Raw genomic sequence first — 24,502 nt, 5'->3', positions numbered from 1 at the left:
GGCGAGGCCCAAAATCTCGGACTAATCCCGCATCAGGATCAGTGTGCGGCCAGCTGGTTGTGCTTGCTCGCCATGTATTCCTTGGCGGTTTCCACAGCGACAGCTGCGTCACGGCAATAGCTGTCTGCACCGATGGCCTTGCCGAACTCTTCGTTCAGTGGCGCGCCGCCAACCAGAACGGTATAGTCGTCGCGGATGCCTTTCTCGACCAGCGTGTCGATCACCACCTTCATGTAAGGCATGGTCGTGGTCAGCAGGGCCGACATGCCAAGGATATCGGGCTCTTCTTTTTCCAGAGCTTCCAGATAGGCTTCGACCGCGTTGTTGATGCCGATGTCCACGACCTCGAACCCGGCGCCTTCCATCATCATCGATACAAGGTTCTTGCCGATGTCGTGGATGTCGCCCTTCACGGTGCCGATCACCATTTTGCCCATGCGCGGCGCGCCGGTTTCAGCCAGCAGAGGCTTCAGGATGGCCATGCCGGTTTTCATTGCGTTCGCGGCCAGCAGAACTTCGGGCACGAACAGGATGCCGTCACGGAAGTCGATGCCCACGATGGTCATACCGCCGACCAGTGCATCAGTCAGAACGTTGTACGGCTGCCAGCCACGTTCCAGCAGAATGTTGACGCCTTCTTCGATCTCTTCAGCGAGACCGTCATAGAGGTCGTCATGCATCTGCTGCACCAACTCTTCATCATTGAGTTCGCTCAGGATGATATCTTCTTCTTGATCAGACATGTGCGTCTTTCCCTGGCTGGAGGTCTATTTCATATCCCCTAATGCGACATCTTGGCGCTTTGGGTCTGGGCAATTTGCGACATGGAGTGCCCTTTCACCGACCTGAAGGCAAATGAATATTCTGCGCCATAATAGTGAATTTCATTTGATTGTTCTGCAAATGTTCCTATTTTGACCCCATGGAAAAGGTGGGTTCCGACAGAATTGATGCAGATTGCCGTCGCGGCAGAGGGGCGGCGACTAATGCCACGGGTCGATTCGAGGAATTTCAGCGCGAACGCGTTGATGATGGCTGGACGGAAGAACCTTTGCCACCGTTCCGCACCGAGGTTTCTATCGAGCGACCGCGCTCTGTCATCACCCGCAACAGCTCGCCCGATTTGGCCTTTGATCGCTCGTTGAATCCCTATCGGGGCTGCGAGCACGGGTGCATTTATTGCTATGCCCGACCCACCCATGCGTGGCTGGGCTATTCCGCTGGATTGGATTTTGAAACCCGCCTGATTGCGCGTCCCGATGCGGCCACGCAGCTGGAAAAAGAGTTGCGGCGGAAGAGCTATCAGGTGGCCCCGCTGGCCCTGGGAACGAACACGGACCCGTATCAGCCGATCGAAGGGCAATACCGGATCATGCGGCAGGTGCTTGAGGTGCTGGAAGCGTTTCAGCATCCGGTTCTGATCATCACCAAGGGCACGTTGATCGAGCGGGATCTTGACATCCTGTCGCGGATGGCGGCCAAGGGGCTGGCGCAGGTCGGGATCTCGGTCACGTCGCTGCAAGCCGATCTATCCCGCAAGATGGAGCCCCGCGTGCCAAGCCCGGTGCGGCGGTTACGGATGATCGAGACGCTGTCTCAAGCCGGGGTACCGGTGCGCGTCATGGCCTCGCCCATCGTGCCGGGTCTGACGGATCACGAGCTGGAACCGATTCTCGAGGCGGGGCGCGATGCCGGCGCGGTAGCCGCGAGCTATATCTTGCTGCGTTTGCCCGGTGAGGTTGCACCCTTGTTTCAGGATTGGCTGGACGAGCACTATCCAGACCGCGCCGCCCGCGTCATGAACCGCGTCCGCGAGATGCGTGATGGCAAGGACTACACGTCCGAGTTTGGCGAGCGTTTTGTCGGGCGGGGTGTCGTCGCTGATCTTCTAAAGCAACGGTTTCAGAAAGCTTGTCAGCGATTGGGGTTGGTCAGGGATCTGCCGGATATGCGCTGTGATCTGTTCGAACCGCCCTTGCAGCAAGGGGATCAGCTAAGCCTGTTTTAAAAGGTTTCAACAGACGGTTGAGGCGGTAAGATTAGTCGATATGCGTGTACGCAGCTGACGTTGCGGGCGTTTCGAAATGGACTTGTGCCACAAGTTCATTCCGATACGCTTTGGGTCCGTAGACGGACCCGCGCCTGCGGCGGGCAGGGGGCGCGCGCTGCGCGCGCGCCCGGTCTGTTTGGGAATGGTGACGATCAGCTGCGACGGCGGCGGGTCCGGCGTGCAGGCTGGTTGGCATCGTCACCGGTGCCATCCGAGGCAGACGAGAACCCGCCAATCGCATCCGAGATCTGATCCAGCGTCGGGCGAGTGCCGCTTGCCGGACGGGTTTCGAGCGCTTCGCGCATGGCGCGCAGGTGCTCGGGCGTCGTACCACAGCAGCCGCCAATAATTTTAGCACCACAGTCGCGCGCCAGAACGGCGTAATCCGCCATCAGCTCGGGCGTGCCGTCATAGTGAATGTGGCCGTCCACATATTGCGGAATGCCGGCGTTACCTTTGGCGATGATCGGGCGTTCAGACCCTTGGGCGGCAAAGCCCAGCACCGTGCGCAGAAGGTCAGCCGCGCCCACGCCACAGTTGGCGCCGAAGGCGATCGGCGGGTTCGGCAGGGTTTCCACCATCTTCGCCAGATCGGCCGAGGTCATGCCCATCATGGTGCGTCCGGCGGTGTCAAAGCTCATCGTGCCACACCACGGCATGCCGGCCAGCTCGGCAGCACGCGCAGCGGCTTTGTATTCTTCAGGCGCTGAGATGGTTTCAACCCAGAGCACGTCTGCACCGCCTTCTTTCAGACCTTCGGCTTGCTCGTGGAACATCTCGACCGCGCCGTCGAAGGTTAGCGAGCCCATCGGCTCCATGATTTCGCCGGTCGGACCGACCGAGCCTGCCACGATGACGGTCCGGCCCGAGGCATCAGCCACTTCGCGGCCAAGCTCAGCGCCCACACGGTTCAGCTCGCGCACGCGGCCCTGTGCGTCGTGCAGTTTCAGACGCGAGGCATTGCCGCCGAAGGTGTTGGTCAGGAAGATGTCCGACCCGGCCTCGACCGGGCCACTATAGAGCGCGCGGATGTTGTCCGGCTTGTCCACGTTCCACAGTTCCGGCGCATCGCCCGAGGTCAGGCCCATATTGAACAGGGTCGTCCCGGTGGCGCCATCCGCCATCAGCCAATCGCGTTCGTTCATCAGTTTCGTCAGGGCATCTGTCATGGGTGTCTCCGTTCACCGCTGGTCTTGGCGCTACCTGCCACGTAACGCCGCCCGGCGCAAATGCAATACGCTCATGTTGCATTTGAATGGCGTTCACATGCCCATCATGATGCGTGGGTGCAGGTTTGGTCTGCCGATCCTGGGCTGAAGTTGACCTAGGGCCATCGCTTGAGGCGTCCGATCTCAAACTTTCGGCAGATTTCGCGTGAGACATCAAGGGCCCCGAAGGCCAGCGCCAGACGTGACGGCGCTGCTGCATAGAGCGTCTCCCAACTGGGCGCGAATGACGTCTTGAACTGGCGCAGACCTGCGGCCCCACTGATCTTGTCCAGTTTCATGCGTGCATAGTGGAACGCCCAAGGTTCGCCAGATTGCTCCTCTAAGGGGACAGCCGCAAGCGACAACCGTGCGCAACCCTCTGAAGCCGCCTGCGCGATGGCAAAGTTCAACAGCGCGTGCATCGTGCCGTCGGGGGCATCGGGGCGCATGCGCATCAGGTCCAATACTTGTTCGGCGGCATTTTCGTGCAGGGTCAGGAAGCCAACAAGGACATCATTCTGCCATGCCAGATAGACGCGCGCATGGGGCAGGTGGTCGGGATGCCATTTGCCCATCGAAAAGCCACGCTCGCCGCCGCGCGCCTTGCGCCAATCGTCGGCAATTTGCTGCATCTCGACAAGCGGCAGGTCCGCGCCTGCCTCTTTTAATGAGAGCCCTGCAACTTCGGCTTGTCGGAGTTTCCGGCGCAATTGGCGTTTATTCGATCCATTCAGCGAGAACGTCGTCGGGTTGATCCAGCCTTCGCGGGCGATGGGCAGGACCTGCCATCCAGCTTGACGTGCCGTTGCGGCCCAGCGGCCCCCGGCTTTGTAGAGGAACGGTGTCAGGAAGCTGTTTTTTGCCAAACTGCTGATATCGGCGAGTAGGGCTTGTCGTTCTGTGGCCGTCGATAGGGGATCGGACAACACAAGCAGGCTTTGCCCCGAGGACGCCGCCATCGCGGCAGGTGCCCCGTGCGCCGATGTCAGCAAGGACAGCCGGCCTTGGCGCAGCAGGCCGGCCTCAGCGCGTGGGGCTTCGGCGATGACCTGTGCCACATGCGCGGGCAGGCTGGGAGCGGATTTCAGGGAAACGAGGGCGGGGCCAGTGGTGTCGGCCTCGGCCCGTGATTTGGTCAAGGGACCGCTGATCGTCACGACCGCGGCGATCAGCGCGGGCAAGGCATAATAGACGGCACGGAAGGCCAAAATGGCGGCCAGAAGGGGTTCTGCATCAAGCGCGGGCAGAAGGGCCAGCAAAGTCACTTCGAACGCGCCCATGCCGCCGGGCGCACTGCTGATCAGGCCTGCGCCCAAAGCCAGAAGATAGGCCGCGATCAAGGGCAGAAGGGCGACCTCGCACCCCTCGGGCAGGACCATCCAGAGGGCGGCGCCTGCGGCTGCGGTGTCAATCAGGGCCAGTGCCAGAAAGGCTCCCATAGCGCGTAGGGGCGGGATGTGCAGCGCTGCCATGATCGAGGGGCGCAGAACGGACAAAGCTGCGAATACCGCTGCACCTGCCAGAACCACCCAGGCGATCCAGCCTGCCCAGGGCAAAGTCATTGGAACTGTCAGGGCAATGAGCGACGCCACAACGGCCCAAGCGGACAGGAACGACGCAGCCACGATGGCCGAGATCCGCATCGCTTGCATCAAGGACAGGTCTGGCAGCATGCGCCAGCGCACGAAGGCCGACGAGATCACACCCAGCCCAACGGTTTGCGACAATGCGATGGCCGTGATCCCCGCCCGTTCGGCCGCTTTGGATGACACATCAGTGCCGATCAGACGATGGACAACGCCATCATACTTCCCCAAGGCCCAGAACGAGATCACGGAAAATAGCGCAGCACCCAGCCATTGCAGGGGAGATACCGTTTTCAGCGAGGCATAAATATAGGGCAGATCCAATCCGCCCGCCCGCTGCCACAACAGAACGACAAGGCCGATGGTCAGGCCAACAGGCAACAGGTGGCGCAGCACGGCTCGGCGCAGGTCCAGACCGTTCTCTGCGCTGCGGGATAGCGCCGCTGACAGCCCGCGATTGGCTGTCCTACCTGATGTGTCCTTGGTGTGTTTCATAAATCAAGGCCCCCATCTGATCCCACATGCCTTGATGCAGCATGGAGCTTTGCGACGAAGGAAGTCTTAATGTCTCCAGTTTTAAGCACTTTTGCGATCTGTCCACTCTGGGTAGCGGAGCAAGAGCCTCTTGTGAAAAAGGCGCGTCTTGCGGACGCGCCTTCCAGAAATCTAACATGAAGAAGAGGATCAAACCTCGGTCATGATCTCGTTTTTGGCTTCCACCAGCAGTTCGGCGCGTTTGGCGCGAACTTCGTCAGCGGTGACGCTGCTCAGGTCGCCGGTCACTTTGCGCACCACGTCTTCGTGGCCAGCTTCTTCAAAGTCCGACACGATCACTTCGCGCGCATAGGCTTCGGCGTCGTCACCTGTCTTGCCCAGCTTTTCCGCTGCCCACAGGCCAAGTTTCTTATTCGCGCGGGCTTCAGCCTTGAACTTCATTTCTTCGTCATGCGCAAACTTGTTTTCAAACGCGTTTTCGCGATCGTCAAATGTGGTCATTGTGTTCCCTTATCACCTGGAGGGGTCTTGATCTTACCGTGCACAAGCGTCAGGCGCCTGCGTCCGCATTCCTGTCTGATATGCCAATCACGGGCGCGCATCGCAACCCCGCTAGCGCTCTCACTGGGCTGATTTCCTGTATTTGTTGTTTCATGAGGCGATATTCTTGCCCCACATGGGCCTTTCCCGTATAGGGCGGGCAACGACGGAGTCGCGACCGGGCAGGGGGCCCGTGATGCGTATGCCCGTCTTACCTGACGCGAGGGACCCATGGCACGGCGTAAGAAGCTTTATGAAGGCAAGGCAAAGGTTCTGTATGAAGGCCCCGAGCCCGGAACCATCGTTCAGTATTTCAAGGACGACGCAACCGCGTTCAACGCGGAAAAGAAGGACGTGATCGACGGCAAAGGCGTGTTGAACAACCGCCTGTCCGAGTTCTTTATGACCGGCCTGACGCAGATCGGCGTTCCGAACCACTTCATCAAGCGCCTGAACATGCGCGAGCAACTGGTCCGCGCGGCCGAGATCGTGCCGCTGGAAGTAATCGTGCGCAACTACGCCGCCGGATCCATGTCGAAACGTTTGGGTCTTGAGGAAGGCACCCGCCTGCCGCGCCCGATTGTCGAGTTCTCGTACAAAGATGACGCGCTTGGCGATCCGCTGGTGCCTGAAGAATACATCATCGCTTTCGGCTGGGCTTCGCAGCAGGATATGGACGACATCGTTGCCATGGCGCTTCGTGTGAATGACTTCTTGTCCGGCACCATGTTCGGCGTCGGCATCAAGTTGATCGATTTCAAAATCGAGTTCGGCCGCGTCTACGAAGGCGATTTCCCGCGTCTGATCGTGGCCGACGAAATTAGCCCCGACAGCTGCCGCCTGTGGGACATCGAAACCGGCCAGAAGCTGGATAAAGATGTGTTCCGTCAGGACCTTGGCAACCTGAACGATGCTTATACCGAGGTCGCGCGTCGTCTGGGGGTTCTGCCCTCGAACGTGACCCACGCCCCCACCAAACCGACCCTGATCAACTAAGGAAGTGTACCGATGAAAGTACGTGTTGATGTGATGCTGAAAACCGGCGTTCTGGACCCTCAGGGCGAGGCCGTGCGCCACGCGCTTGGCAATCTGGGTTTCGAAGGCGTTGAAAAAGTCCGTCAGGGCAAAGTGATCGAGCTGGACGTGGCTGAAGGCACGTCGGAAGAGCAGATCAAGGATATGTGCGAGAAGCTTCTGGCCAACACCGTGATCGAAAACTACGCCATTCAGGTGCTGTGATGAAGGCCGGTGTCATTGTCTTTCCGGGTTCGAACTGTGACCGCGATCTGGCGGTCGCGTTCGAGCGCGCGGGTGCACAGGTCCAAATGATCTGGCACAAGGAAACCGAGCTTCCGACCGATCTGGATATCGTCGGCGTGCCCGGCGGCTTTTCGTTCGGGGACTATCTGCGCTGCGGGGCCATCGCGGCCCAGTCGCCGATCACCCGTTCGCTGATCAAGCACACCGAACGTGGCGGCTATGCCATCGGCATCTGCAACGGCTTCCAGGTGCTGACCGAAACCGGCATTCTGCCCGGTGCCTTGATGCGCAACGCGAACCTGAAGTTCATCTGCAAACCCGTTGGTTTGAAAGTGGAAACCACCGAATGTGACTTCCTCTCGGGCTACGCGCAAGGTCAGGAAATCACCGTTCCGGTGGCGCACCATGACGGCAACTATAACGTCACGGATGAAAAGCTGGCACAGCTGCGCGACGAGGGCCGGATTGCCTTTACCTATACCGACAATCCCAACGGCTCGACCGGCGACATTGCAGGCGTGATTTCCAAGAACCGTCGCGTTCTTGGCATGATGCCGCACCCGGAACGCTGCGTAGATGCGCTGCACGGTGGCACTGACGGGGTGGCGATGTTCCGCTCGTTGGTCGACAGCGTCGTCGCTGCCTGATTGTGATGGGGCGTGATGCGCCCTATCTTTCCCCTATGGGGGATGAGACCACACACACCTTGCCTGACCCGCGGCCACCGCGGCCCGGGGTTAGCATGCGCGGGCGGCTGGTGCTGATCGCCCTGATTTCGCTTGCTGTGGCGGTCGTCTATATCTCGAACCAACTGCTGACCGAGCGCTATACGGAAACGACTCGCAACCGGGCCGAACTGCGGGTCGCGCTCTATTCCGGTAACCTGATCAGCGAGTTGCAGAGAAATTCCGTCGTTCCGCTGCTGCTGTCCCGCGATCCCGCGCTGATTTCCGCGCTGAACACGTCAGACTATTCGCAAAGTACGGCCCGCCTGATCTCGTATCTGGATGAGATCGAGGCCGCGTCGCTTCTGCTTCTGGATCGCGACGGGCGCGCCGTGGCGGCCACCAACCGCGAAACGCTGGGGTCCCAGCATCGCACCGACCCCTATTTCGTCAGCGCGCTCCGCAGCAATGACACCGTCTTTACCACCGTCCAGACCGAGGCCGGGCAATACGCCTTCACCTATTCGCGCAAGATCGAACAGGCGGGCAATTTGCTGGGCGTGATTGTCGTCGGCGTGGACCTTCGCAAGTTTGAAGATAGCTGGGCGGGGATCTCGGACGCGGTTTTGGTGACAGACAGCGAAGGCAACGTGATCCTCGCGACCGAATCTCGGTGGCGCGGCAAGCCGGAAGGCGAGGCGCTGGCAACCGTGTCCGCGCCCGAAGCAATTCGCCGCTCGGCCCGTCAGGCGATTGATTGGTCCGGCCTGCCTGCCGAAGTGCTCTATCTGGGCGAGGCGGTGATGCGCCATGAAACCCGCGTGCCGTTCCAAGGCTGGCGCATGACCTCGTTCACCTCCTACGCGTCGGTGCGCGAGAAAGTGAATACGGTTTTGTCGTTGGAAATCATGACCTTCGCCATGCTTCTGTCGCTGCTTTTCTACGTGATCAGCCGTCGCGCCCAATGGCGCAGCGCCGAGTTCGCACAGGAATCCGCCGAGCTGCGCCAGCTAAACCTTGCCCTTCAACGCGAGATCGCTGAACGCAAACGGGCCGAAGAAAACCTGCAAGTGGCCGAGCAAACTCTGGCGCAAAGCTCGAAACTGGCAGCACTGGGCGAGATGTCGGCAGCGGTGAGCCACGAGCTGAACCAGCCCTTGGCCGCGATGAAAACCTATTTGGCGGGCGCGCGCCTGCTGTTGCAACGCAAACGCCCGGACGAGGCGTTGTCGAGCTTCCAGCGGATCGACGATCTGATCGGGCGCATGGGCGCCATCACCCGTCAGCTGAAATCCTATGCCCGCAAAGGCGGCGATTCCTTTGAACCGATGGATGTGCGGGACTGCGTGTCCTCGGCCCTGTCGATGATGGAACCGCAGCTGAAACGCCGCGAAGTCCGCATTACGCGCAACATTCCGCGCGATCCGGTGATGGTCATGGGCGATCGCTTGCGCTTGGAACAAGTCCTGATCAATTTGCTGCGCAACGCACTGGACGCGACCAAGTCGGTCGAGATGCCTCAGGTGGACATCATTGTCAGCCTTGGCGATTACGCCTTGATCACAGTGCGGGACAACGGAAACGGCGTGGACGATTTGGACAGTCTTTTTGAACCCTTCTACACCACGAAGGCCCCGGGCGACGGGGTTGGGCTGGGGCTGGCGATCTCGTCAGGCATCGTATCTGACCTTGGCGGGCGCTTGATTGCGCGCAATGGTCAGGACGGAGGGGCTGTATTTGAGGTCGAACTTCCTATCTTGAAAGAGGAAGACGCCGATATTGAAGCTGCGGAATAGCAGATAAGAAGCGCACGCAGGAGGGCGCCATGGCACAGGCAATTAAAGTCGCGATCGTCGATGACGAACAGGATATGCGACAGTCCATTTCTCAGTGGCTGTCCCTGTCAGGGTTTGAAACCGACACCTTCCCCTCGGCCGAAGAGGCCTTGAAAAGCATCGGGCAGGATTATCCAGGCATTGTGGTGTCCGATATCCGGATGCCGGGTCTGGATGGGATGGGCTTTCTGAAAAAGCTGATGAGCCAGGACAGCAGCCTTCCGGTCATCATGATCACCGGCCACGGCGACGTGCCCATGGCGGTCGAGGCGATGCGTGTTGGTGCCTATGACTTCCTTGAAAAGCCCTTCAACCCGGACCAGCTGACCAAACTGGTGAAAAGCGCGACGCATAAACGCCGTATGGCGATGGATGCCCGAGCACTGCGCCGCGAGTTGGGGGATGGGTCCACGATCATGAAAAAACTGATCGGTGCCTCGCCGGTCATGTCGCGCCTGCGCGAGGATATTCTGGATATCGGTCAATCGGACGGTCACGTGTTGATCGAAGGTGAGACCGGCACCGGTAAAACCCTTGTGGCCCATGCGCTGCACGCCGTGGGGGCGAAGGCAGGTAAGCGCTTCGTTGTCACCTCCTGCGCTGGTGTGGACGAGGACGAACTGACCCGCCGTTTCTTTGGCCCGATCGACGAAGGCGGCGTGCTGCCTTTGGTCGAAGAGGCCCGTGGCGGGACGCTGGTGCTGGAAGACATCGAAGGCATGCCGATGGGCCTTCAGGCGCGTTTGCTCGCATGGATGAATGATCAAGGCAGCCCCGCAGAAACCCGCGTTGTGGCGATCTGCAATCTGCAAGAACAGGGCAAAACCTGCGAGGATTGCCTGCGTCCCGACCTGTTCTATCGCCTTGCGGCCATGAAGATCACCCTTCCACCACTGCGTCAGCGGGGCGAAGACATTTTGATGCTGTTCACCGTGTTCGCGGATCAGTTCGCCGATGAATATGGCTGCGCCGCCCCCGGCGTCAGCGCGCAAGAGGCTGCCCAGCTTCTACAAGCGCCGTGGCCGGGCAACATCCGCCAGCTTGAGAACATCGCCGAACGTGCCGTGCTGCAATCGCGTCGTGGTTCTGGTACGATCTCCTCGCTTCTGATGTCGGACCATGACGAGGTGCAGCCCGTCATGACGACCGAGGGGAAGCCGTTGAAAGAATACGTGGAAGCGTTTGAGCGGATGCTAATCGACAACACGATGCGCCGTCACAAGGGCTCGATCGTGGGGGTGATGGAAGAGCTCTGCCTGCCGCGCCGGACCTTGAACGAGAAGATGGCGAAATACGGGTTGCAGCGGTCGGATTACCTGAACTGATCACCTGAAAGGGTTGATGCGCGGGCAGGGATGCTCTAGCCTTATTGTTGCGATGTTAAGCAACGGAGGGCGCAATGCCGGCATCACCCAATACGCTAAGGAAAAATTTGGCCGCAGGCGACATGCAGATCGGCCTGTGGCTGAACCTTGGCGATGTTTCTGCGACCGAGATCGCAGCCGCCGCGGGTTTTGACTGGTGCCTGATCGACGGTGAACATGCGCCCTATGATCCAGTGACAATCCAGAACCAGCTGCGTGCCATGACGGGGTATGACAGCCACCCCATCGTACGCGCGCCGATTGGCGAGGACTGGGTGATCAAGCAAGTCCTTGATCTTGGGGCGCAAAGCGTTCTGGTGCCGATGGTCGATACGGCTGATCACGCCCGCCAAATGGTGGCAGCGACCCGCTATGCCCCGGAAGGGCGACGCGGCATGGGCGCGGCTGTGGCACGCGCCTCGGGCTGGGGACGCGTTGCGGACTATGGCGCCAATATCAATGACGAGATTTGCCTGATTGTGCAGGCCGAAACCCGCGTGGCGATGGCAAATCTAGATGAGATCGCCGCCGTGGACGGTGTCGACTGCGTTTTTATCGGTCCGGCTGACCTGTCCGCCGATATGGGCCATCGCGGCAACCCGGGACACCCCGATGTGAAAGCCGCGATTGCCGAAGGCGTCGCCAAGATCCGCGCAGCAGGCAAGGCGGCGGGCATTCTGCATTACGACAGCACAAACTTTGCCTATTACCGAGACCTTGGCGTGACCTTCCTTGGTGTGGGATCCGAGGCCTCGCTTCTGCGGGCAGCAGTGCATCAGACGCTCTCGGACGCGCGAAAGGCCGTGATCGGCTGATACAGGCGTGATCGGATGCGACAATAGCGCGCCTTGGTCGGGCTTTCGCAATGGCCAAGCGCGCGTTACATCAGGGCAAGCCGAAAGGATCCCGCATGAGCAAAAAGCCCTATTTCCCGCCTCCGCCCCCCATCCCTGAAAAGACGCGCCTGTTTCAGCGCACACCACCGGCCATTTTTCCGCCGATCATGGGCCTGTTTGGGCTGGGTCTGGCGTGGCGCCGTGCGGTGGATGGGTTTGGTGTTCCGGGTGCCTTCGGAGACATGATCCTTGGTGCTGTGACCCTGCTTTATCTTTTCTGTCTAGTGGCTTACGTTGGGAAATTGATGCAAAGATCCGCCACGTTCAAAGAGGACCTGAAGATCCTGCCGGGGCGCGCGGGCATCATCGCGATGGTTCTGTCGGGCTATCTGATGGCGGCGACTGTCGTGCCGTTCTCGACCACATTGGCGACTGTTATCTTTGGCGTGGCGCTGGCGGCGCATGTCATCGTGGTACTTCGTGTAGCGCACAGCCTGATCACCGGCCCGGTCGAGGCACGCTCGGTCACGCCGGTCTGGCATCTGATCTTCGTGGGCTTCATTCTGAGCCCGCTGGCGGCGTTGCCCCTTGGCTTCCACACCTATTCCACGGCCGTGTTCTGGATCAGCCTCGCCATCGCGCTGGCCATCTGGGGCGCGAGCCTTGCGCAGTTCATCCGCGCCGACGTGCCGCCGCCCTTGCGCCCGCTTCTGGCCATCCACCTAGCCCCGGCGAGCGTGTTGGGAACCATCGCCTTCCTGATCGGCGAGGTCCAAGTCGCCTATGGTCTAAGCGTTCTGGCCGTGGCACTGCTAAGCCTTCTGGTCCTGCGCGCGCGCTGGCTAACCGTATCCGGGTTCAGCCCGCTTTGGGGAGCGTTTACCTTCCCGCTGGCCGCGTTCTCGACCGTGATGCAGATCGCTGCCGTGCACACGGGATCGGACGTTTTGCGGACCATCGCGGGCCTCAGCCTTGTGGCCGCCAGCCTGATCATCCCGCCCATCGCCTATAAGGTCCTGATGATGTGGTCCAAAGGTGTGCTGGCGGTGAAAACCAACGCCGCTCAGGCGTGATCTTGGCCAAGCGGGCGAACAACCCGCTTGGCAGTCCCCCGCAAGAGTGCTAGCGTGCCCCCATGAAACGGAAAAGCATCATCATTATCTGCTGCATTACCCACTGACATCGTCAGGCGGGCCGTTCTTCTATTCCATACATGTCAAGAAGTTGCTAAGTCCGCCGCGAGGACACGTGTGCGCAGACTTGCGAGGACAACATGACGGATATCAAGCTTTACAACACGATGGCGCGGGCGAAGCAGGACTTCACCCCGATCGACCCCGAAAACGTCCGCATGTATGTCTGTGGGCCGACCGTTTACGACCGCGCTCATCTGGGCAATGCGCGCCCCGTAGTGGTGTTTGACGTGCTCTATCGTCTGCTGCGCCATGTCTATGGGGCCGAGCACGTGACCTATGTGCGCAACTTCACCGACGTAGATGACAAGATCAACGCGACCGCGCTGGCGCGTAAGGAAGCTGGTGCTGAGGGTACGTTGGAGGAACTGGTCCACGAACGCTCGAACGAGACGATTGCGTGGTATCTGAACGACATGCGTGCGCTGGGGGCGATGGACCCCAATGAAATGCCGCGCGCGACTGAGTTCATTCAGCCGATGATCGACATGATCGAGGATCTAATCGCCAAGGGTCATGCCTACCCAGACGGGGCAGGGCATGTGCTGTTCTCGGTCAAAAGCTATAAGGATTACGGCCAACTGTCGGGCCGCTCGGTCGATGACATGATCGCCGGCGCGCGGGTCGAGGTTGCCGACAACAAGCGCGACCCAATGGATTTCGTGTTGTGGAAACCCTCGACCGATGATCTGCCCGGTTGGGACAGCCCGTGGGGCCGGGGGCGTCCCGGTTGGCACATCGAATGCTCGGCCATGAGCCACGACCTGCTGGGCGCGTCCTTCGACATCCACGGTGGCGGCAACGACTTGCAATTCCCGCACCACGAAAATGAGATCGCCCAGTCCTGCTGCGCCCACCCGGAAGGGCAGTTCGCGCGCTATTGGCTACATAACGAGATGCTGCAGGTCGAGGGCAAGAAGATGTCCAAGTCGCTGGGGAACTTCTTCACCGTGCATGACCTGCTGGAACAAGGCGTACCTGGCGAGGTGATCCGTTTTGTCTTCCTCGGCACGCACTATCGCAAACCGATGGACTGGACCGAGAAGAAGCGGGCCGAGGCCGAGGCGACCCTGCGCAAGTGGCGTGGTCTCGTGTCGGGCATCGAGCCCGCCCCGAGCCCGTCGCCCGCCGTTGTGGCGGCCATCGCTGACGATCTAAACACGGCAGGCGCCTTGGCCGAACTGCACAAACTGGCGGCAGCGGGCGACGCTGCGGGCCTGCGTGCCTCGGCCCAAATGGTGGGGCTTCTGGGGGATGACATGGGAGATTGGGCGGAGGCACCTGCTGCTGACCTGTCTGGCTTGGCGCAAAAACTGCATGAGACCCGCGTGACTGCGATGGAGACCAAAGACTTCTCGGCCGTTGACGCACTAAAAGCCGCACTGACCGAGGCGGGTGTTCAAATCCGCATGTCTAAGGAGGGCGTTGAGCTTGAACCGGGTGCAGGGTTTGATGCCGCGAAGCTGGAGGGGCTGTGATGTTGTGTTTGAAACATAGGGAAGTGCCCGGCCGCGGGGGGGCGTGTAGCGCCCGCCCGGGGGGGCGGACGGGCGCTGCCCGTGACGCAAGCGCCACGGGTGCAGGAGTTACGCCATGACCGAACGTCTTTTCATCTACGACACAACGCTGCGTGACGGGCAACAGACCCAAGGCGTTCAGTTCTCGCTGGCGGAGAAACAGCAAATCGCGACCGCGCTGGACGCGCTTGGTGTGGACTATATCGAAGGTGGCTGGCCAGGCGCGAACCCCACGGACAGCGATTTCTTCGATGCTGCCCCCAAAACCCGCGCGACCTTCACCGCCTTTGGGATGACCAAGCGGGCAGGGTACTCGGCTGAAAATGATGACGTGCTGTCGGGCGTGATGAACGCGGGCACCTCGGCCGTCTGTCTGGTGGGCAAAAGCCATGACTTCCACGTCACCACAGCGCTTGGTATCACGCTGGACGAGAACGTGGAAAACATTAGCGCGACAATGGCTTACATGGTCAAGGAAGGGCGCGAGGCGCTCTATGATGCCGAGCATTTCTTTGATGGCTATAAGGCCAATCCCGACTATGCGCTGACCTGCGTAAAGGCCGCTTACGACGCGGGTGCGCGCTGGGTTGTGCTGTGCGACACCAATGGCGGCACGCTGCCTCATGAGGTGCACGAGATCACCAAAGCCGTCATTGCTGCTGGCATCCCCGGCGACCATCTGGGCATCCACACCCATGACGATACGGGCAACGCGGTGGCCTGTTCTCTGGCTGCCATCGACGCAGGTGCGCGGCAGGTGCAAGGTACGCTGAACGGGCTGGGTGAACGCTGTGGCAACGCGAACCTGACCACGCTAATCCCGACGCTCTTGACCAAGGAACCTTACGCCAGCCAGTTCGACACGGGCGTCAGCCAAGAGGCGCTGGCGGGTCTGACCCGCCTGTCGCGGCAGCTTGATGACATCTTGAACCGCGTGCCAAACAAATCCGCGCCCTTTGTCGGCGCCTCGGCCTTTGCGCATAAGGCGGGGCTGCATGCCTCGGCGATCTTGAAAGATCCTACGACCTACGAACACATCCCGCCCGAGACCGTGGGCAACACCCGCATCGTGCCGATGTCCAATCAGGCCGGGCAATCGAACCTGCGCGCCCGTTTGGCCGATGCCGGGATTGCGGTCGAAAAGGGCGACCCGCGCTTAAGCGAGATCCTGAACCGCGTGAAAGAACGCGAGGATCAGGGATACGCCTATGATGGCGCCCAGGCCTCGTTCGAGCTGGTCGCGCGCGACGTTCTGGGGCAGTTGCCGCAGTTCTTCGAAGTGAAGCGCTATAAGGTCACCGTCGAGCGCCGCAAGAACAAGCGCAACCAGATGATCAGCCTGTCCGAGGCAATCGTGGTGGTGAAAATCGGCGACGAAAAGAAACTGTCTGTCTCGGAAAGCATGGATGCTTCGGGCACGGATCGTGGCCCGGTGAACGCGCTGGCCAAGGCGCTGGCCAAGGATTTGGGGCCGTATCAGGACATCATCGAAGATATGCAGCTGGTCGACTTCAAGGTGCGTATTACTCAGGGCGGGACCGAGGCTCAGACCCGCGTCATCATCGACAGTGAAGACGCGTCCGGGCATCGCTGGTCGACTGTGGGTGTCAGCCCGAACATCGTTGATGCCTCGTTTGAGGCACTGCTGGACGCAATCATTTGGAAGCTTCTGCGTGACGGGGCGACCGCCGCATGACGGACGCGCCTGAAGATTATGATCCGATTGCCGCCTGCGCCGAGCAGGTGTTGAAAGGCGACCCGGATCGTTTTCTGGCTGCGATGAGCGGCACGGTCGAAGAGCGTAAACGGCTCTTCCCGCTCTATGCGTTCAATTTGGAAGTCGCCCGTGCGCCTTACATGTCGCAAGAGCCGATGGTCGCGCTGATCCGGCTTCAGTTCTGGCGCGACGTGATCACGGGCGCCGTCGACGGGACCGAGGCGCCGCGCCACGATGTGGCCACGCCGCTGTCTCAGCTGGTCATTTGGGGTGATATGCGGGCTGAGCCGCTCTTGCGGATCATTGAAGCACGCGAGGGGGACGTTCAGGGAGTCCAGCCCCAAACCGTCGATCAGATCCGCGCCTATCTGCGGGCGACTTCTGGCGCGTTGATGTTGGCCGGGGGGCAGCTCTGCGGCATGACGGAACATGCAGGCGATTACAAGGTCGACACGGCGCTGGAAGATCTGGGCGAAGCCACCGGGCTGGCCAATTGGTTGCTGGCACAACCCGCGCTGGCCAAGGCTGGGCGCGGGCATGTGGTGCCGGATGCGGATACCATCCAGTCGCTCTGTGCGAGTGGTCTTGAGCAGCTAATCAACGCCCGTGCGGCGTTGGGGCGCCACGGCAACCCCGCTTTGCGCAGTGCGTGGCGGGCGCAGGGGATCCTGAAGCAGGCGGCCAAACAGCCTGCACTGGTTGCCGAAGGGGCGCTTGGCGGCGCCGAGGTCACCCGGCGCGGTCGTATGTTGTGGCTGGGGCTGACAGGCGGCTGGTAATCGCGCCAAGTTTTCACCCCATGTACCACCTTTGTTTCCAGCGGCGCAGCTCTTGCTTTGCGCGGGACCGGTCGTCTTTCTGATCTTTCATCTCATCCCGAAAGACAGGTCTCTGGCCATCGGTCTGACGCTCCAATCGGGTGGCCGTCCGAAACGAATTTGATAGTATCGAGATCATCATCTCTCTCCTCGTTATTTGTATCTTGGTATGAAAATAATGTTGAACAGCCGTTACATGCAAAGCAGTATGATTTCCATTATGTAAGCTGAGGTAACAATATGGATTGGAAATCTCTGCCATCCCTCGCCACGTTGCGCGCCTTCGAGGCGGCCGCACGACATCAAAACCTCAGCCAAGCCGCGCGCGAGCTGAACGTGACTCATGCCGCGATCAGCCAACATGTGCGTCGACTTGAGGAAGAACTGGGCGAACCGCTGCTACTGCGTCAGGGGCGCGGTATGGCGTTGACCGATGCAGGGCGACTGCTGGCAGAAAGCCTTGGGAATGGCTTTGCTACCATCGCCGACGGGGTCGAGCAGATCCGACAGCGGGGGCAGGACCGGGCGGTGCAAATTTCAGTTACGCCTGCCTTCGCCTCGCATTGGCTGATGCCGCGGATCGGATCTTTCTGGTCTGAACATCCTGACATCAAGATCAGCATCAATCCCAGCGCCAATCTGGTCGATCTGCGCCGCGATGGGGTGGATTTGGCCGTACGTTATGGGGACGGAAACTGGCCGGATGTCGACACCGAACTGTTAACCGATGGCGAGTTTGTCGTTGTCTCGCATCCTGATCTGGTGCGCGGTCGGCAGGTCAATAGCCTGTCCGATCTGGTGGACCTGCCGTGGGTGATGGAGGACCATATGATGGAACGCCGCCGGATCGTCGAGGAAGAAGGCATTGATCTGGACGAGGTCAAACTGACCACCATGCAGACCAGTGATCTGGTCTCGTCTGCCGTGGCGGCTGGGTTGGGTGTATCAGTGCAGCCGCGGTCTTTGGTCGAGGCGCAGATTGAGGCTGGCACGGTGGTGTCGCTCTATCGCATATCACAGGCCGAACTTGGCTATTACATCGTCACACGACCCGGGGCTGTAACCTCGAACACTGAGATTTTCCGAAGATGGCTCCGGCGCACAGGGGCGGAAGCGCTGGCGACGTAATACGAAGTTATGCTTGAAGCGCGGCGGCTTCGGCGGCCAGCGCTTCGATCCCCGCCCAATCCCCTGCTTCTACCAAATCGCCCGGTGCCACCCACGATCCGCCCACGCAGAGCGTATTGGGCAGGGACAGATAGTCCATGGCGTTCTGCAAGCTCACACCACCGGTCGGGCAGAAGCGGATCTGCGGGAGGGGCGAGGCCAGAGATTTCAGGAAGGGCGCGCCGCCTGCAGCCTCGGCCGGGAAGAACTTCTGCACCGAATAGCCGCGTTCCAGCAGCCGCATGCTTTCCGTGGCCGAAGTCGCGCCGGGCAAAAGCGGTAGGTCGTTGGCTTCGCAGGCGTCCAGCAGCCGATCTGTTGCGCCGGGAGAGACACCAAAGGTCGCGCCAGCTTTCTTGGCATTTTCGACGTCCTGCGTGGTCAAAAGCGTGCCCGCGCCAACCACGCCGCCGTCGATTTCGGACATCTCGCGGATCACATCCAATGCGGCCGGGGTACGCAGGGTCACCTCCAGCGCCGGAAGTCCACCGTTGACCAAGGCCTGCGCCAGTGGGGCCGCGTGGGCAACCTCTTTCACCACAAGCACCGGCACGACGGGGGCCAGGCGGCAGATCTCTTCAGCGAGGTGGCTTGCCATTTCAGGTGTCATGTCTTTGTCTTCCTTAGAAAATCGAGGTTGCGCCTTCGGTCGCCGGACGGGCGGCGCGGCGGAAGGTTTCAAACAGTTCACGGCCGCAGCCATCTGCATTGTCACTCAGATCCACCTGCACGGCGGGGCGATCGGTGGCGCCGTCCGTCAAGACTTCGAGCGTTCCGTTGGTGGCATCCAGTCGGACGATGTCGCCGTCCCGAATGCGCGCGATGGGGCCGCCATCGGCGGCCTCGGGGGCCACGTGAATGGCCGCGGGCACCTTGCCCGACGCGCCGGACATGCGCCCGTCGGTGACCAGAGCCACTTGTTGGCCGCGCCCTTGCAGGACGGACAGGATCGGGGTCAGCCCGTGCAATTCGGGCATGCCGTTGGCGCGCGGGCCTTGGAAGCGCACCACGAAAATGATGTCTCCGGTCAGCTCGCCTGCTTTAAACGCGGTTTTGACGCTTTCCTGATCGTGGAAGATGCGGGCAGGGGCCTCGATCACATGACGTTCAGGGTCCACGGCCGAGATTTTGATCACGCCCTGACCCAGATTACCGGATAGCTGCTGCAATCCGCCGGTTTTCTGGAACGGATCGCTGGCCGGGCGCAGGATCTTGTCGTTCAGGCTAGCGCGGGGCGCGGGCTCCCAGCGGACACGGTCTCCGTCCAGCTTGGCCTCTTGCGCATAGGCGGTCAGGTCGCCTGCATTGGTGGTCGCGTCTGGGTGCAGCAGGCCTTCCTCAAGCAGGTTGCCGATCATATAGCCCAGACCGCCGGCAGCGTGGAAATGGTTCACATCGGCCAGCCCGTTGGGATAAACCCGCGCCATCAGCGGCACCAGCGCCGAGATATCGGCGAAATCTTCCAGCGTCAGGATGATGCCTGCGGCACGCGCCATGGCGGGCAGGTGCAACACGAGGTTCGTCGAGCCGCCGGTTGCCATCAGACCCACAAGCCCGTTTACAAAGGCCTTTTCGTCCAGCACGTGACCCACGGGCGTGAACTGGTCTGTGCCATGCGCGATCTCCAGCACACGGCGGGTACCCTCAGCGGTCAGCGCATCGCGCAGGGGCGTGCCGGGCGTAACAAAGGAGGCGCCGGGCAGGTGCAGCCCCATGAATTCCATCAGCATCTGGTTGGTGTTCGCGGTACCGTAAAAGGTGCAGGTGCCGGGCCCGTGATAGGCGGCCATTTCGGACGCCATCAGCTCTTCCCGTGTGGCGTCGCCGGTCGCAAACCGTTTGCGGGTTTCGGCCTTTTCATCATTGGTAATGCCCGAGGTCATTGGCCCTGCCGGCAGGAACACTGTCGGGATATGGCCAAAGCTGGCGGCGGCAATGATCAGCCCCGGCACAATCTTGTCGCAGACACCCAGATAAAGCGCGGCATCAAAGGTGTTGTGGCTCATCGCAACCGCGGCCGCCATGGCGATCACGTCGCGGGAAAAGAGGCTCATCTCCATCCCTGTTTCGCCCTGCGTGACCCCATCGCACATGGCAGGCACACCACCTGCAACCTGTGCGGTGGCGCCTTGTTCGCGGGCAACCTGCTTGATCAGGTCCGGATAAGTGGCGAAGGGCGCATGGGCGGACAGCATATCGTTATAGGCCGTAACGACCCCGATATTCGGCGCGCGTTCCGTGGCCAGCTTCGCCTGATCCACACCTGCGCCGGCGTAAGCATGCGCTTGCCCCGAACAGCTAAGATGCGCGCGGCGCGGGCCGTCCTCGACCGCATTTGCGATCTTCTTCAGATAGGCATCGCGGCTGTCGTGCGAGCGTTCTGCGATACGGTCAGTGATAGCTGTAAGTGTCGGATGGATGGCCATGTTGTGCTTTTCCAAGTGCTTACGGTTGCGCGTTACGATAAGAATACCGTGTTCGTGCCTCAGTTAACAGAAAATGATAGCGCTAACAATAGCTGGTTTTGATATGTGACCGGATTGTTGGGAGGAAAAGCGAGGGGAAATAGCCTTTCCGTTGTCCCGGCCACGCGGTAGGGAGGTCCAGCAAACACACTGAACCTCGCAGGCCGCCCAATGACCCAAGACACTGACCGCCCGGTAATTCGCCTGAAACCCAAGGCCAACGCACGCGCCATCCGGCACGGGGCGCCGTGGGTCTATGATAACGAGCTGGTCACGGATCGGCGCACCAAGAAGATCGAAGCAGGCAGCATTGCCACGCTGGAAGACGCGGGGCGCGAGGTGATTGGCACGGTCGCCGTCACCCCCGGTTCGCGTATTTTTGCGCGGATCTTGGACCGAGACCCAGGGGCGCAGATTGATCTGGAGTGGTTCAAGGGCAAGCTCCAAGCGGCGCTGGATCACCGGGCTCGACTTTTCGACGCGCCCTACTATCGCCTGATCCATGCCGAGGCCGATGGCTTGCCGGGCGTCATCATTGACCGGTTCGGGGATACTGCCGTGGTACAGCCAAATGCTGCGTGGGCCGAGGTGCATCTGGATCTGCTGACCGAGGCGTTGGTGCAGGTCACGGGCGTCAGCAACGTCTTGAAAAACGCCTCAGGCCGGTCGCGACAGTTGGAGGGGCTGGACGCCGAAAATGTTGTCCTGCGCGGCATGGCCCCGGATGCTCCGGTTCAGGTGCCGATGAATGGGGCGACCTATCTGGCGGACCTCACCGGCGGGCAGAAAACGGGCCTGTTCTATGACCAACGCCCGAACCATGCCTTTGCAGCGGGGCTGTCCAAAGACGCGCGCGTGCTGGACGTGTTTTCACATGTGGGTGGGTTTTCACTGGCGGCTTTGGCAGGCGGCGCGTCTTCGGCGGTGGCTGTTGATGGATCGGCAGCCGCTTTGGCGCTTGCCGAAGGCGGAGCTGACGCTATGGGTGCTGCTGACCGTTTCTCGACCCGTCAGGGCGACGCGTTTGATGTGCTGACAGCCCTGAATGACGAAGGCGCGCAGTTCGACGTGGTGATCTGCGATCCGCCCGCTTTTGCACCGTCCAAGAAGGCGCTAGAGCCGGGATTGCGCGCCTATGAGCGCGTGGCCCGTCTGGCAGCACCCTTGGTGGCGCCCGGTGGCTATCTGGGCCTCTGTTCCTGTTCGCACGCCGCGACGATCGACAAGTTCCGCAATGCCTCGATCCGCGGGATCGGACGGGCAGGGCGCAACAGCCAGTTGATCCACACGGGCTTTGCCGGGGCTGATCACCCGATGCATCCGCAATTGGCTGAAAGCGGCTATCTGAAATCGCTCTTTTTCCGGATCCTGCCGTGAAAGTTCTGATCGACGCCTGTGTCCTTTACCCGACCGTCATGCGCGAGATGGTGCTGGGCGCGGCGAAGCTGGGGCTGTTTACCCCTCTTTGGTCTCCTCGCATTCTGGAAGAATGGGCGCGTGCGGCGGCGAAACTTGGCCCGGATCAAGGGGCTTTCGCGCGCGGAGAGATCGCCCTCTTGAACGCCCATTGGCCGAAAGCAAGCGTTCGACCAAACGATCGCGTCGAGGCGCGCCTGTGGCTGCCGGATCAGAACGACATTCACGTTCTGGCCGCAGCCGTAACGGGTGGGGCTGACGTACTTCTGACGCTGAACAATGCAGATTTCCCACGTCACACCTTGGCGGAAGAAGGCTTGCGCCGCGAAAGCCCAGATCTGTTCCTTCTGGAGTTTCTGAAAAGCCATCCGGCAGAAATGGCCAACCTTGGCCAGCGCGTGCTATCCGAAGCGATCCGCTTGTCAGGCGATGACAGCTGGACGATGCGCAAACTGATGAAAAAGGCGCGTTTGCCTCGTCTGGGCAAGGCGCTCGAAGCGCTCTAGCCCGTTTTCTTGCAAGAAAACGTATCGGAGTTTTGCAAAACTCCGGTCACACCCATTTCTCTTGGTTTTTCTCGATCGCGGCGATGCGGTCGGCGGTTTTCGGGTGGCTCATCAGCCAGGCAGGCATCACGCCGCCTCGGCCCTGGGTCAGCTCGTCTAGCTTGCCAAACAGGCTTTTCTGCCCCTCGGCCCCGATGCCTGACTTGATCAGAAGCGCCGTGGCATAGGCGTCGGCCTCGTATTCGTCGCCACGGCTCAGGCCCGCAGCCACCAACCGTGTCAGGATGCGCGCGATATAGACGCCAGCACCCGGCAGGAAACGCGACAACATCATGGTCAGGACAGTGCGTAGGGCGTTTTGGCCAGAGAAATCAATCATCCGCTTGCGGGCGTGGCCAAGCGCGACATGGCCCAGCTCATGCGCGATGACGCTGGCCAGTTCCTCGCCGGTCACGCGGCCCTTTAGGTACTCGTCATAAAAGCCCCGCGTGATGAAAATCCGTCCGTCCGGGGCCGCGAGCCCGTTCACCGGTTGGATTTCGTAAATGTGCACTGGAATGTCCGCCAAATCCAGACTGGCCGCCATCCGATCGGTCAACGCCTTCAGCTTCGGGTCCGCCAGCCGGGTGGATTTCGCGTCTAGTTCGCAATGGGTGCGCCAGACCGAGAACCGGTAGAGGATCAGGCCATAAAGGATAGGCAGAAGAATGGGCAAGAGCTTGGTCATGCCCCCTATATGGGGGCAAAACCGTGCGCAGGGAAGGGGTTAGGGGGTGGTGTCTGCGACCCTGTCGGCGAGGTTCTTGTGACGCTCATGTGCGCGCATCATCGCTTTGATCCACACAAACGCGCCCACCGCCACCACGAGCGCCGCCAGCAGGCCCGCGATATTGCCCATCAAGTCAGCAAGGATTTCGATCCGGGAGGCGAACATGAAGCCCAGCCCGACATAGAGCGTGACCCAGATCGTCTCGCCCAAAATGTCCCAAACGGCGAAGCGCAGCCAGCCCAGACCGGTCGCGCCCGCCGCGAAATTCACCCATGGTCCCAGCGGGGCCACCGCCCATGTGGACAGGAACACGCCAATTCCGCCGCGCCGATCCACGAAGGCATGCGCCTTGGCCAACACGGCTTTGCGGGCCGGGTTGCGGGCCAAGCGCTCCAACGCTGGCGTGCCCCCGAAGCGTCCGATGGCAAAGCCGGTTTGGTCCCCGATCACCGCGCCGATGAAGGCGGCTGCTACCACATTGGTCAGCACCAGATCTCCGGTCGCGGCAAAGGCGCCACCCGCGAGCATCATCAGAGAGGTCGGGATAGGCAGCGCGAGGCAGGACAGAAAGGCCGAGGCGAAGACCACCCACGGGCCATAATCCGACAGAAGCGTGAAGACGAGCTCGGTCGAGATCATTGCGGCCCGCCTTCCTGCGGGGCTGCGGCGCGATGGGCCATAATGGCGGCCTCAATCCGTGCAATCAACTCGTCCAACGGGATGCCCTGTGCTTCGGCAAGACGTTTCAGGTTGCGACCTTTGGGGTCACCCTCTCCCAGCGCCAAAGCCTCGATCATCACAGGGCGCGGGATGTCCCAGGAATGCGCCACATAGTGTGGCGTCATCCAGCCCGCGATGGGCTGGTCGACGTGGGCGGGATCACTCCAGTAAACCCAATTCACGACCGTGCGCACGCCAAAGAAGGTTGATGCCATCAGGGCAACAACAAGGACGACCGTGGCGACAGGTGCCGCGGCCCACATGCGGCGCAGGGATGTGATCACTGGAATTCTCCTTCCTGTCTAGGTTACACGGGCGTCGCTCGAAATTCCGTCACCATCTGTGCGACATTTCGCCGGGTTTCACCAGAGCGCC

At 60.9% G+C, this 24,502-nt stretch carries 23 protein-coding genes; 14 read left to right on the top strand and 9 right to left on the bottom strand.

Features of this window, described 5'->3' with window-relative positions:
• Positions 1-38: 38 nt before the first annotated feature.
• Positions 39-743, bottom strand: coding sequence for a B12-binding domain-containing protein (locus tag Q0677_RS05280; RefSeq protein ID WP_298906732.1), 705 nt, complete (start codon positions 741-743; stop codon positions 39-41).
• A gap of 179 nt (positions 744-922) precedes the next feature.
• Here Q0677_RS05280 and Q0677_RS05275 point away from each other — a divergent pair, with 179 nt between their 5' ends.
• Positions 923-2,008 (top strand): PA0069 family radical SAM protein, encoded by a 1,086-nt coding sequence (locus Q0677_RS05275; protein WP_298906730.1) that lies wholly within the window; start codon positions 923-925, stop codon positions 2,006-2,008.
• Positions 2,009-2,202: 194 nt separating this feature from the next.
• Here Q0677_RS05275 and bmt read toward each other — a convergent pair whose 3' ends face one another.
• The 3 genes from bmt to Q0677_RS05260 all read right to left on the bottom strand — a co-directional run bounded on the left by bmt (position 2,203) and on the right by Q0677_RS05260 (position 5,840).
• On the bottom strand, positions 2,203-3,219 hold the full coding sequence (gene bmt / locus Q0677_RS05270; RefSeq protein ID WP_298906727.1) for a betaine--homocysteine S-methyltransferase: 1,017 nt from the start codon (positions 3,217-3,219) through the stop codon (positions 2,203-2,205).
• A gap of 155 nt (positions 3,220-3,374) precedes the next feature.
• Positions 3,375-5,339 carry a phosphatidylglycerol lysyltransferase domain-containing protein gene (locus Q0677_RS05265; RefSeq protein ID WP_298906724.1) on the bottom strand — a complete coding sequence of 655 codons (1,965 nt, stop codon included), beginning with the start codon at positions 5,337-5,339 and terminating at the stop codon, positions 3,375-3,377.
• Between the two features lie 189 nt (positions 5,340-5,528).
• Positions 5,529-5,840: a DUF1476 domain-containing protein gene (locus Q0677_RS05260; RefSeq protein ID WP_298906721.1), complete on the bottom strand. Its 312-nt coding sequence runs from the start codon at positions 5,838-5,840 to the stop codon at positions 5,529-5,531.
• 270 nt (positions 5,841-6,110) lie between these two features.
• Between Q0677_RS05260 and purC the strand changes: the two genes are divergently transcribed.
• From purC to Q0677_RS05205, 11 genes are all read left to right on the top strand, one after another.
• Complete coding sequence (gene purC / locus Q0677_RS05255) at positions 6,111-6,875, top strand: phosphoribosylaminoimidazolesuccinocarboxamide synthase (RefSeq protein ID WP_298906718.1); 765 nt, start codon at positions 6,111-6,113, stop codon at positions 6,873-6,875.
• Positions 6,876-6,887: 12 nt separating this feature from the next.
• Positions 6,888-7,118: a phosphoribosylformylglycinamidine synthase subunit PurS gene (purS, locus tag Q0677_RS05250; protein ID WP_133488201.1), complete on the top strand. Its 231-nt coding sequence runs from the start codon at positions 6,888-6,890 to the stop codon at positions 7,116-7,118.
• Entirely contained in the window at positions 7,118-7,786 is a 669-nt protein-coding gene (gene purQ, locus Q0677_RS05245) for a phosphoribosylformylglycinamidine synthase subunit PurQ (protein WP_247091175.1), read from the top strand. Before purS ends, purQ begins: the two co-directional genes overlap by 1 nt.
• Positions 7,787-7,881: 95 nt before the next feature.
• On the top strand, positions 7,882-9,600 hold the full coding sequence (locus Q0677_RS05240; protein WP_298906711.1) for an ATP-binding protein: 1,719 nt from the start codon (positions 7,882-7,884) through the stop codon (positions 9,598-9,600).
• Positions 9,601-9,629: 29 nt separating this feature from the next.
• Positions 9,630-10,964, top strand: coding sequence for a sigma-54 dependent transcriptional regulator (locus Q0677_RS05235; RefSeq protein ID WP_298906708.1), 1,335 nt, complete (start codon positions 9,630-9,632; stop codon positions 10,962-10,964).
• 74 nt (positions 10,965-11,038) lie between these two features.
• Entirely contained in the window at positions 11,039-11,818 is a 780-nt protein-coding gene (locus Q0677_RS05230; protein ID WP_298906706.1) for an HpcH/HpaI aldolase/citrate lyase family protein, read from the top strand.
• A 95-nt stretch (positions 11,819-11,913) separates the two neighbouring features.
• Entirely contained in the window at positions 11,914-12,912 is a 999-nt protein-coding gene (locus Q0677_RS05225) for a tellurium resistance protein (protein ID WP_298906705.1), read from the top strand.
• Positions 12,913-13,112: 200 nt separating this feature from the next.
• Positions 13,113-14,510 carry a cysteine--tRNA ligase gene (gene cysS / locus Q0677_RS05220; RefSeq protein WP_298906703.1) on the top strand — a complete coding sequence of 466 codons (1,398 nt, stop codon included), beginning with the start codon at positions 13,113-13,115 and terminating at the stop codon, positions 14,508-14,510.
• A gap of 115 nt (positions 14,511-14,625) precedes the next feature.
• Positions 14,626-16,245 (top strand): citramalate synthase, encoded by a 1,620-nt coding sequence (gene cimA, locus Q0677_RS05215; RefSeq protein ID WP_298906700.1) that lies wholly within the window; start codon positions 14,626-14,628, stop codon positions 16,243-16,245.
• Entirely contained in the window at positions 16,242-17,045 is an 804-nt protein-coding gene (locus Q0677_RS05210; RefSeq protein ID WP_298906697.1) for a squalene/phytoene synthase family protein, read from the top strand. The genes cimA and Q0677_RS05210 overlap by 4 nt, the downstream gene beginning before the upstream one ends.
• A gap of 279 nt (positions 17,046-17,324) precedes the next feature.
• Complete coding sequence (locus Q0677_RS05205) at positions 17,325-18,212, top strand: LysR family transcriptional regulator (protein ID WP_298906694.1); 888 nt, start codon at positions 17,325-17,327, stop codon at positions 18,210-18,212.
• A 7-nt stretch (positions 18,213-18,219) separates the two neighbouring features.
• Here the strand turns inward: Q0677_RS05205 and eda are convergent, their stop codons facing one another.
• Positions 18,220-18,861: a bifunctional 4-hydroxy-2-oxoglutarate aldolase/2-dehydro-3-deoxy-phosphogluconate aldolase gene (gene eda, locus Q0677_RS05200; RefSeq protein WP_298906691.1), complete on the bottom strand. Its 642-nt coding sequence runs from the start codon at positions 18,859-18,861 to the stop codon at positions 18,220-18,222.
• A 13-nt stretch (positions 18,862-18,874) separates the two neighbouring features.
• Entirely contained in the window at positions 18,875-20,677 is a 1,803-nt protein-coding gene (gene edd / locus Q0677_RS05195) for a phosphogluconate dehydratase (protein ID WP_298906689.1), read from the bottom strand.
• Between the two features lie 210 nt (positions 20,678-20,887).
• On the opposite strand from edd, the gene Q0677_RS05190 reads away from it, so the two are divergent.
• Both Q0677_RS05190 and Q0677_RS05185 read left to right on the top strand, forming a co-directional pair.
• Positions 20,888-22,093, top strand: coding sequence for an RSP_2647 family RNA methyltransferase (locus Q0677_RS05190; protein WP_298906686.1), 1,206 nt, complete (start codon positions 20,888-20,890; stop codon positions 22,091-22,093).
• Entirely contained in the window at positions 22,090-22,638 is a 549-nt protein-coding gene (locus tag Q0677_RS05185; protein ID WP_298906684.1) for an RSP_2648 family PIN domain-containing protein, read from the top strand. The genes Q0677_RS05190 and Q0677_RS05185 overlap by 4 nt, the downstream gene beginning before the upstream one ends.
• A gap of 46 nt (positions 22,639-22,684) precedes the next feature.
• Here Q0677_RS05185 and Q0677_RS05180 read toward each other — a convergent pair whose 3' ends face one another.
• From Q0677_RS05180 to Q0677_RS05170, 3 genes are read right to left on the bottom strand one after another with little or no spacing between them, the layout of a single operon-like run.
• Complete coding sequence (locus Q0677_RS05180; RefSeq protein ID WP_298906682.1) at positions 22,685-23,365, bottom strand: M48 family metallopeptidase; 681 nt, start codon at positions 23,363-23,365, stop codon at positions 22,685-22,687.
• A gap of 39 nt (positions 23,366-23,404) precedes the next feature.
• Positions 23,405-24,046 (bottom strand): DedA family protein, encoded by a 642-nt coding sequence (locus Q0677_RS05175; RefSeq protein ID WP_298906679.1) that lies wholly within the window; start codon positions 24,044-24,046, stop codon positions 23,405-23,407.
• A complete protein-coding gene (locus Q0677_RS05170) occupies positions 24,043-24,411 on the bottom strand; it encodes a hypothetical protein (protein WP_298906676.1) in 369 nt (122 codons plus the stop codon). The genes Q0677_RS05175 and Q0677_RS05170 overlap by 4 nt, the downstream gene beginning before the upstream one ends.
• Between the last annotated feature and the right edge of the window lie 91 nt (positions 24,412-24,502).

The organism is uncultured Aliiroseovarius sp. (assembly GCF_947492455.1).
Lineage (GTDB): Bacteria > Pseudomonadota > Alphaproteobacteria > Rhodobacterales > Rhodobacteraceae > Aliiroseovarius.
This window is presented reverse-complemented; position numbering and strand designations above follow the sequence as displayed.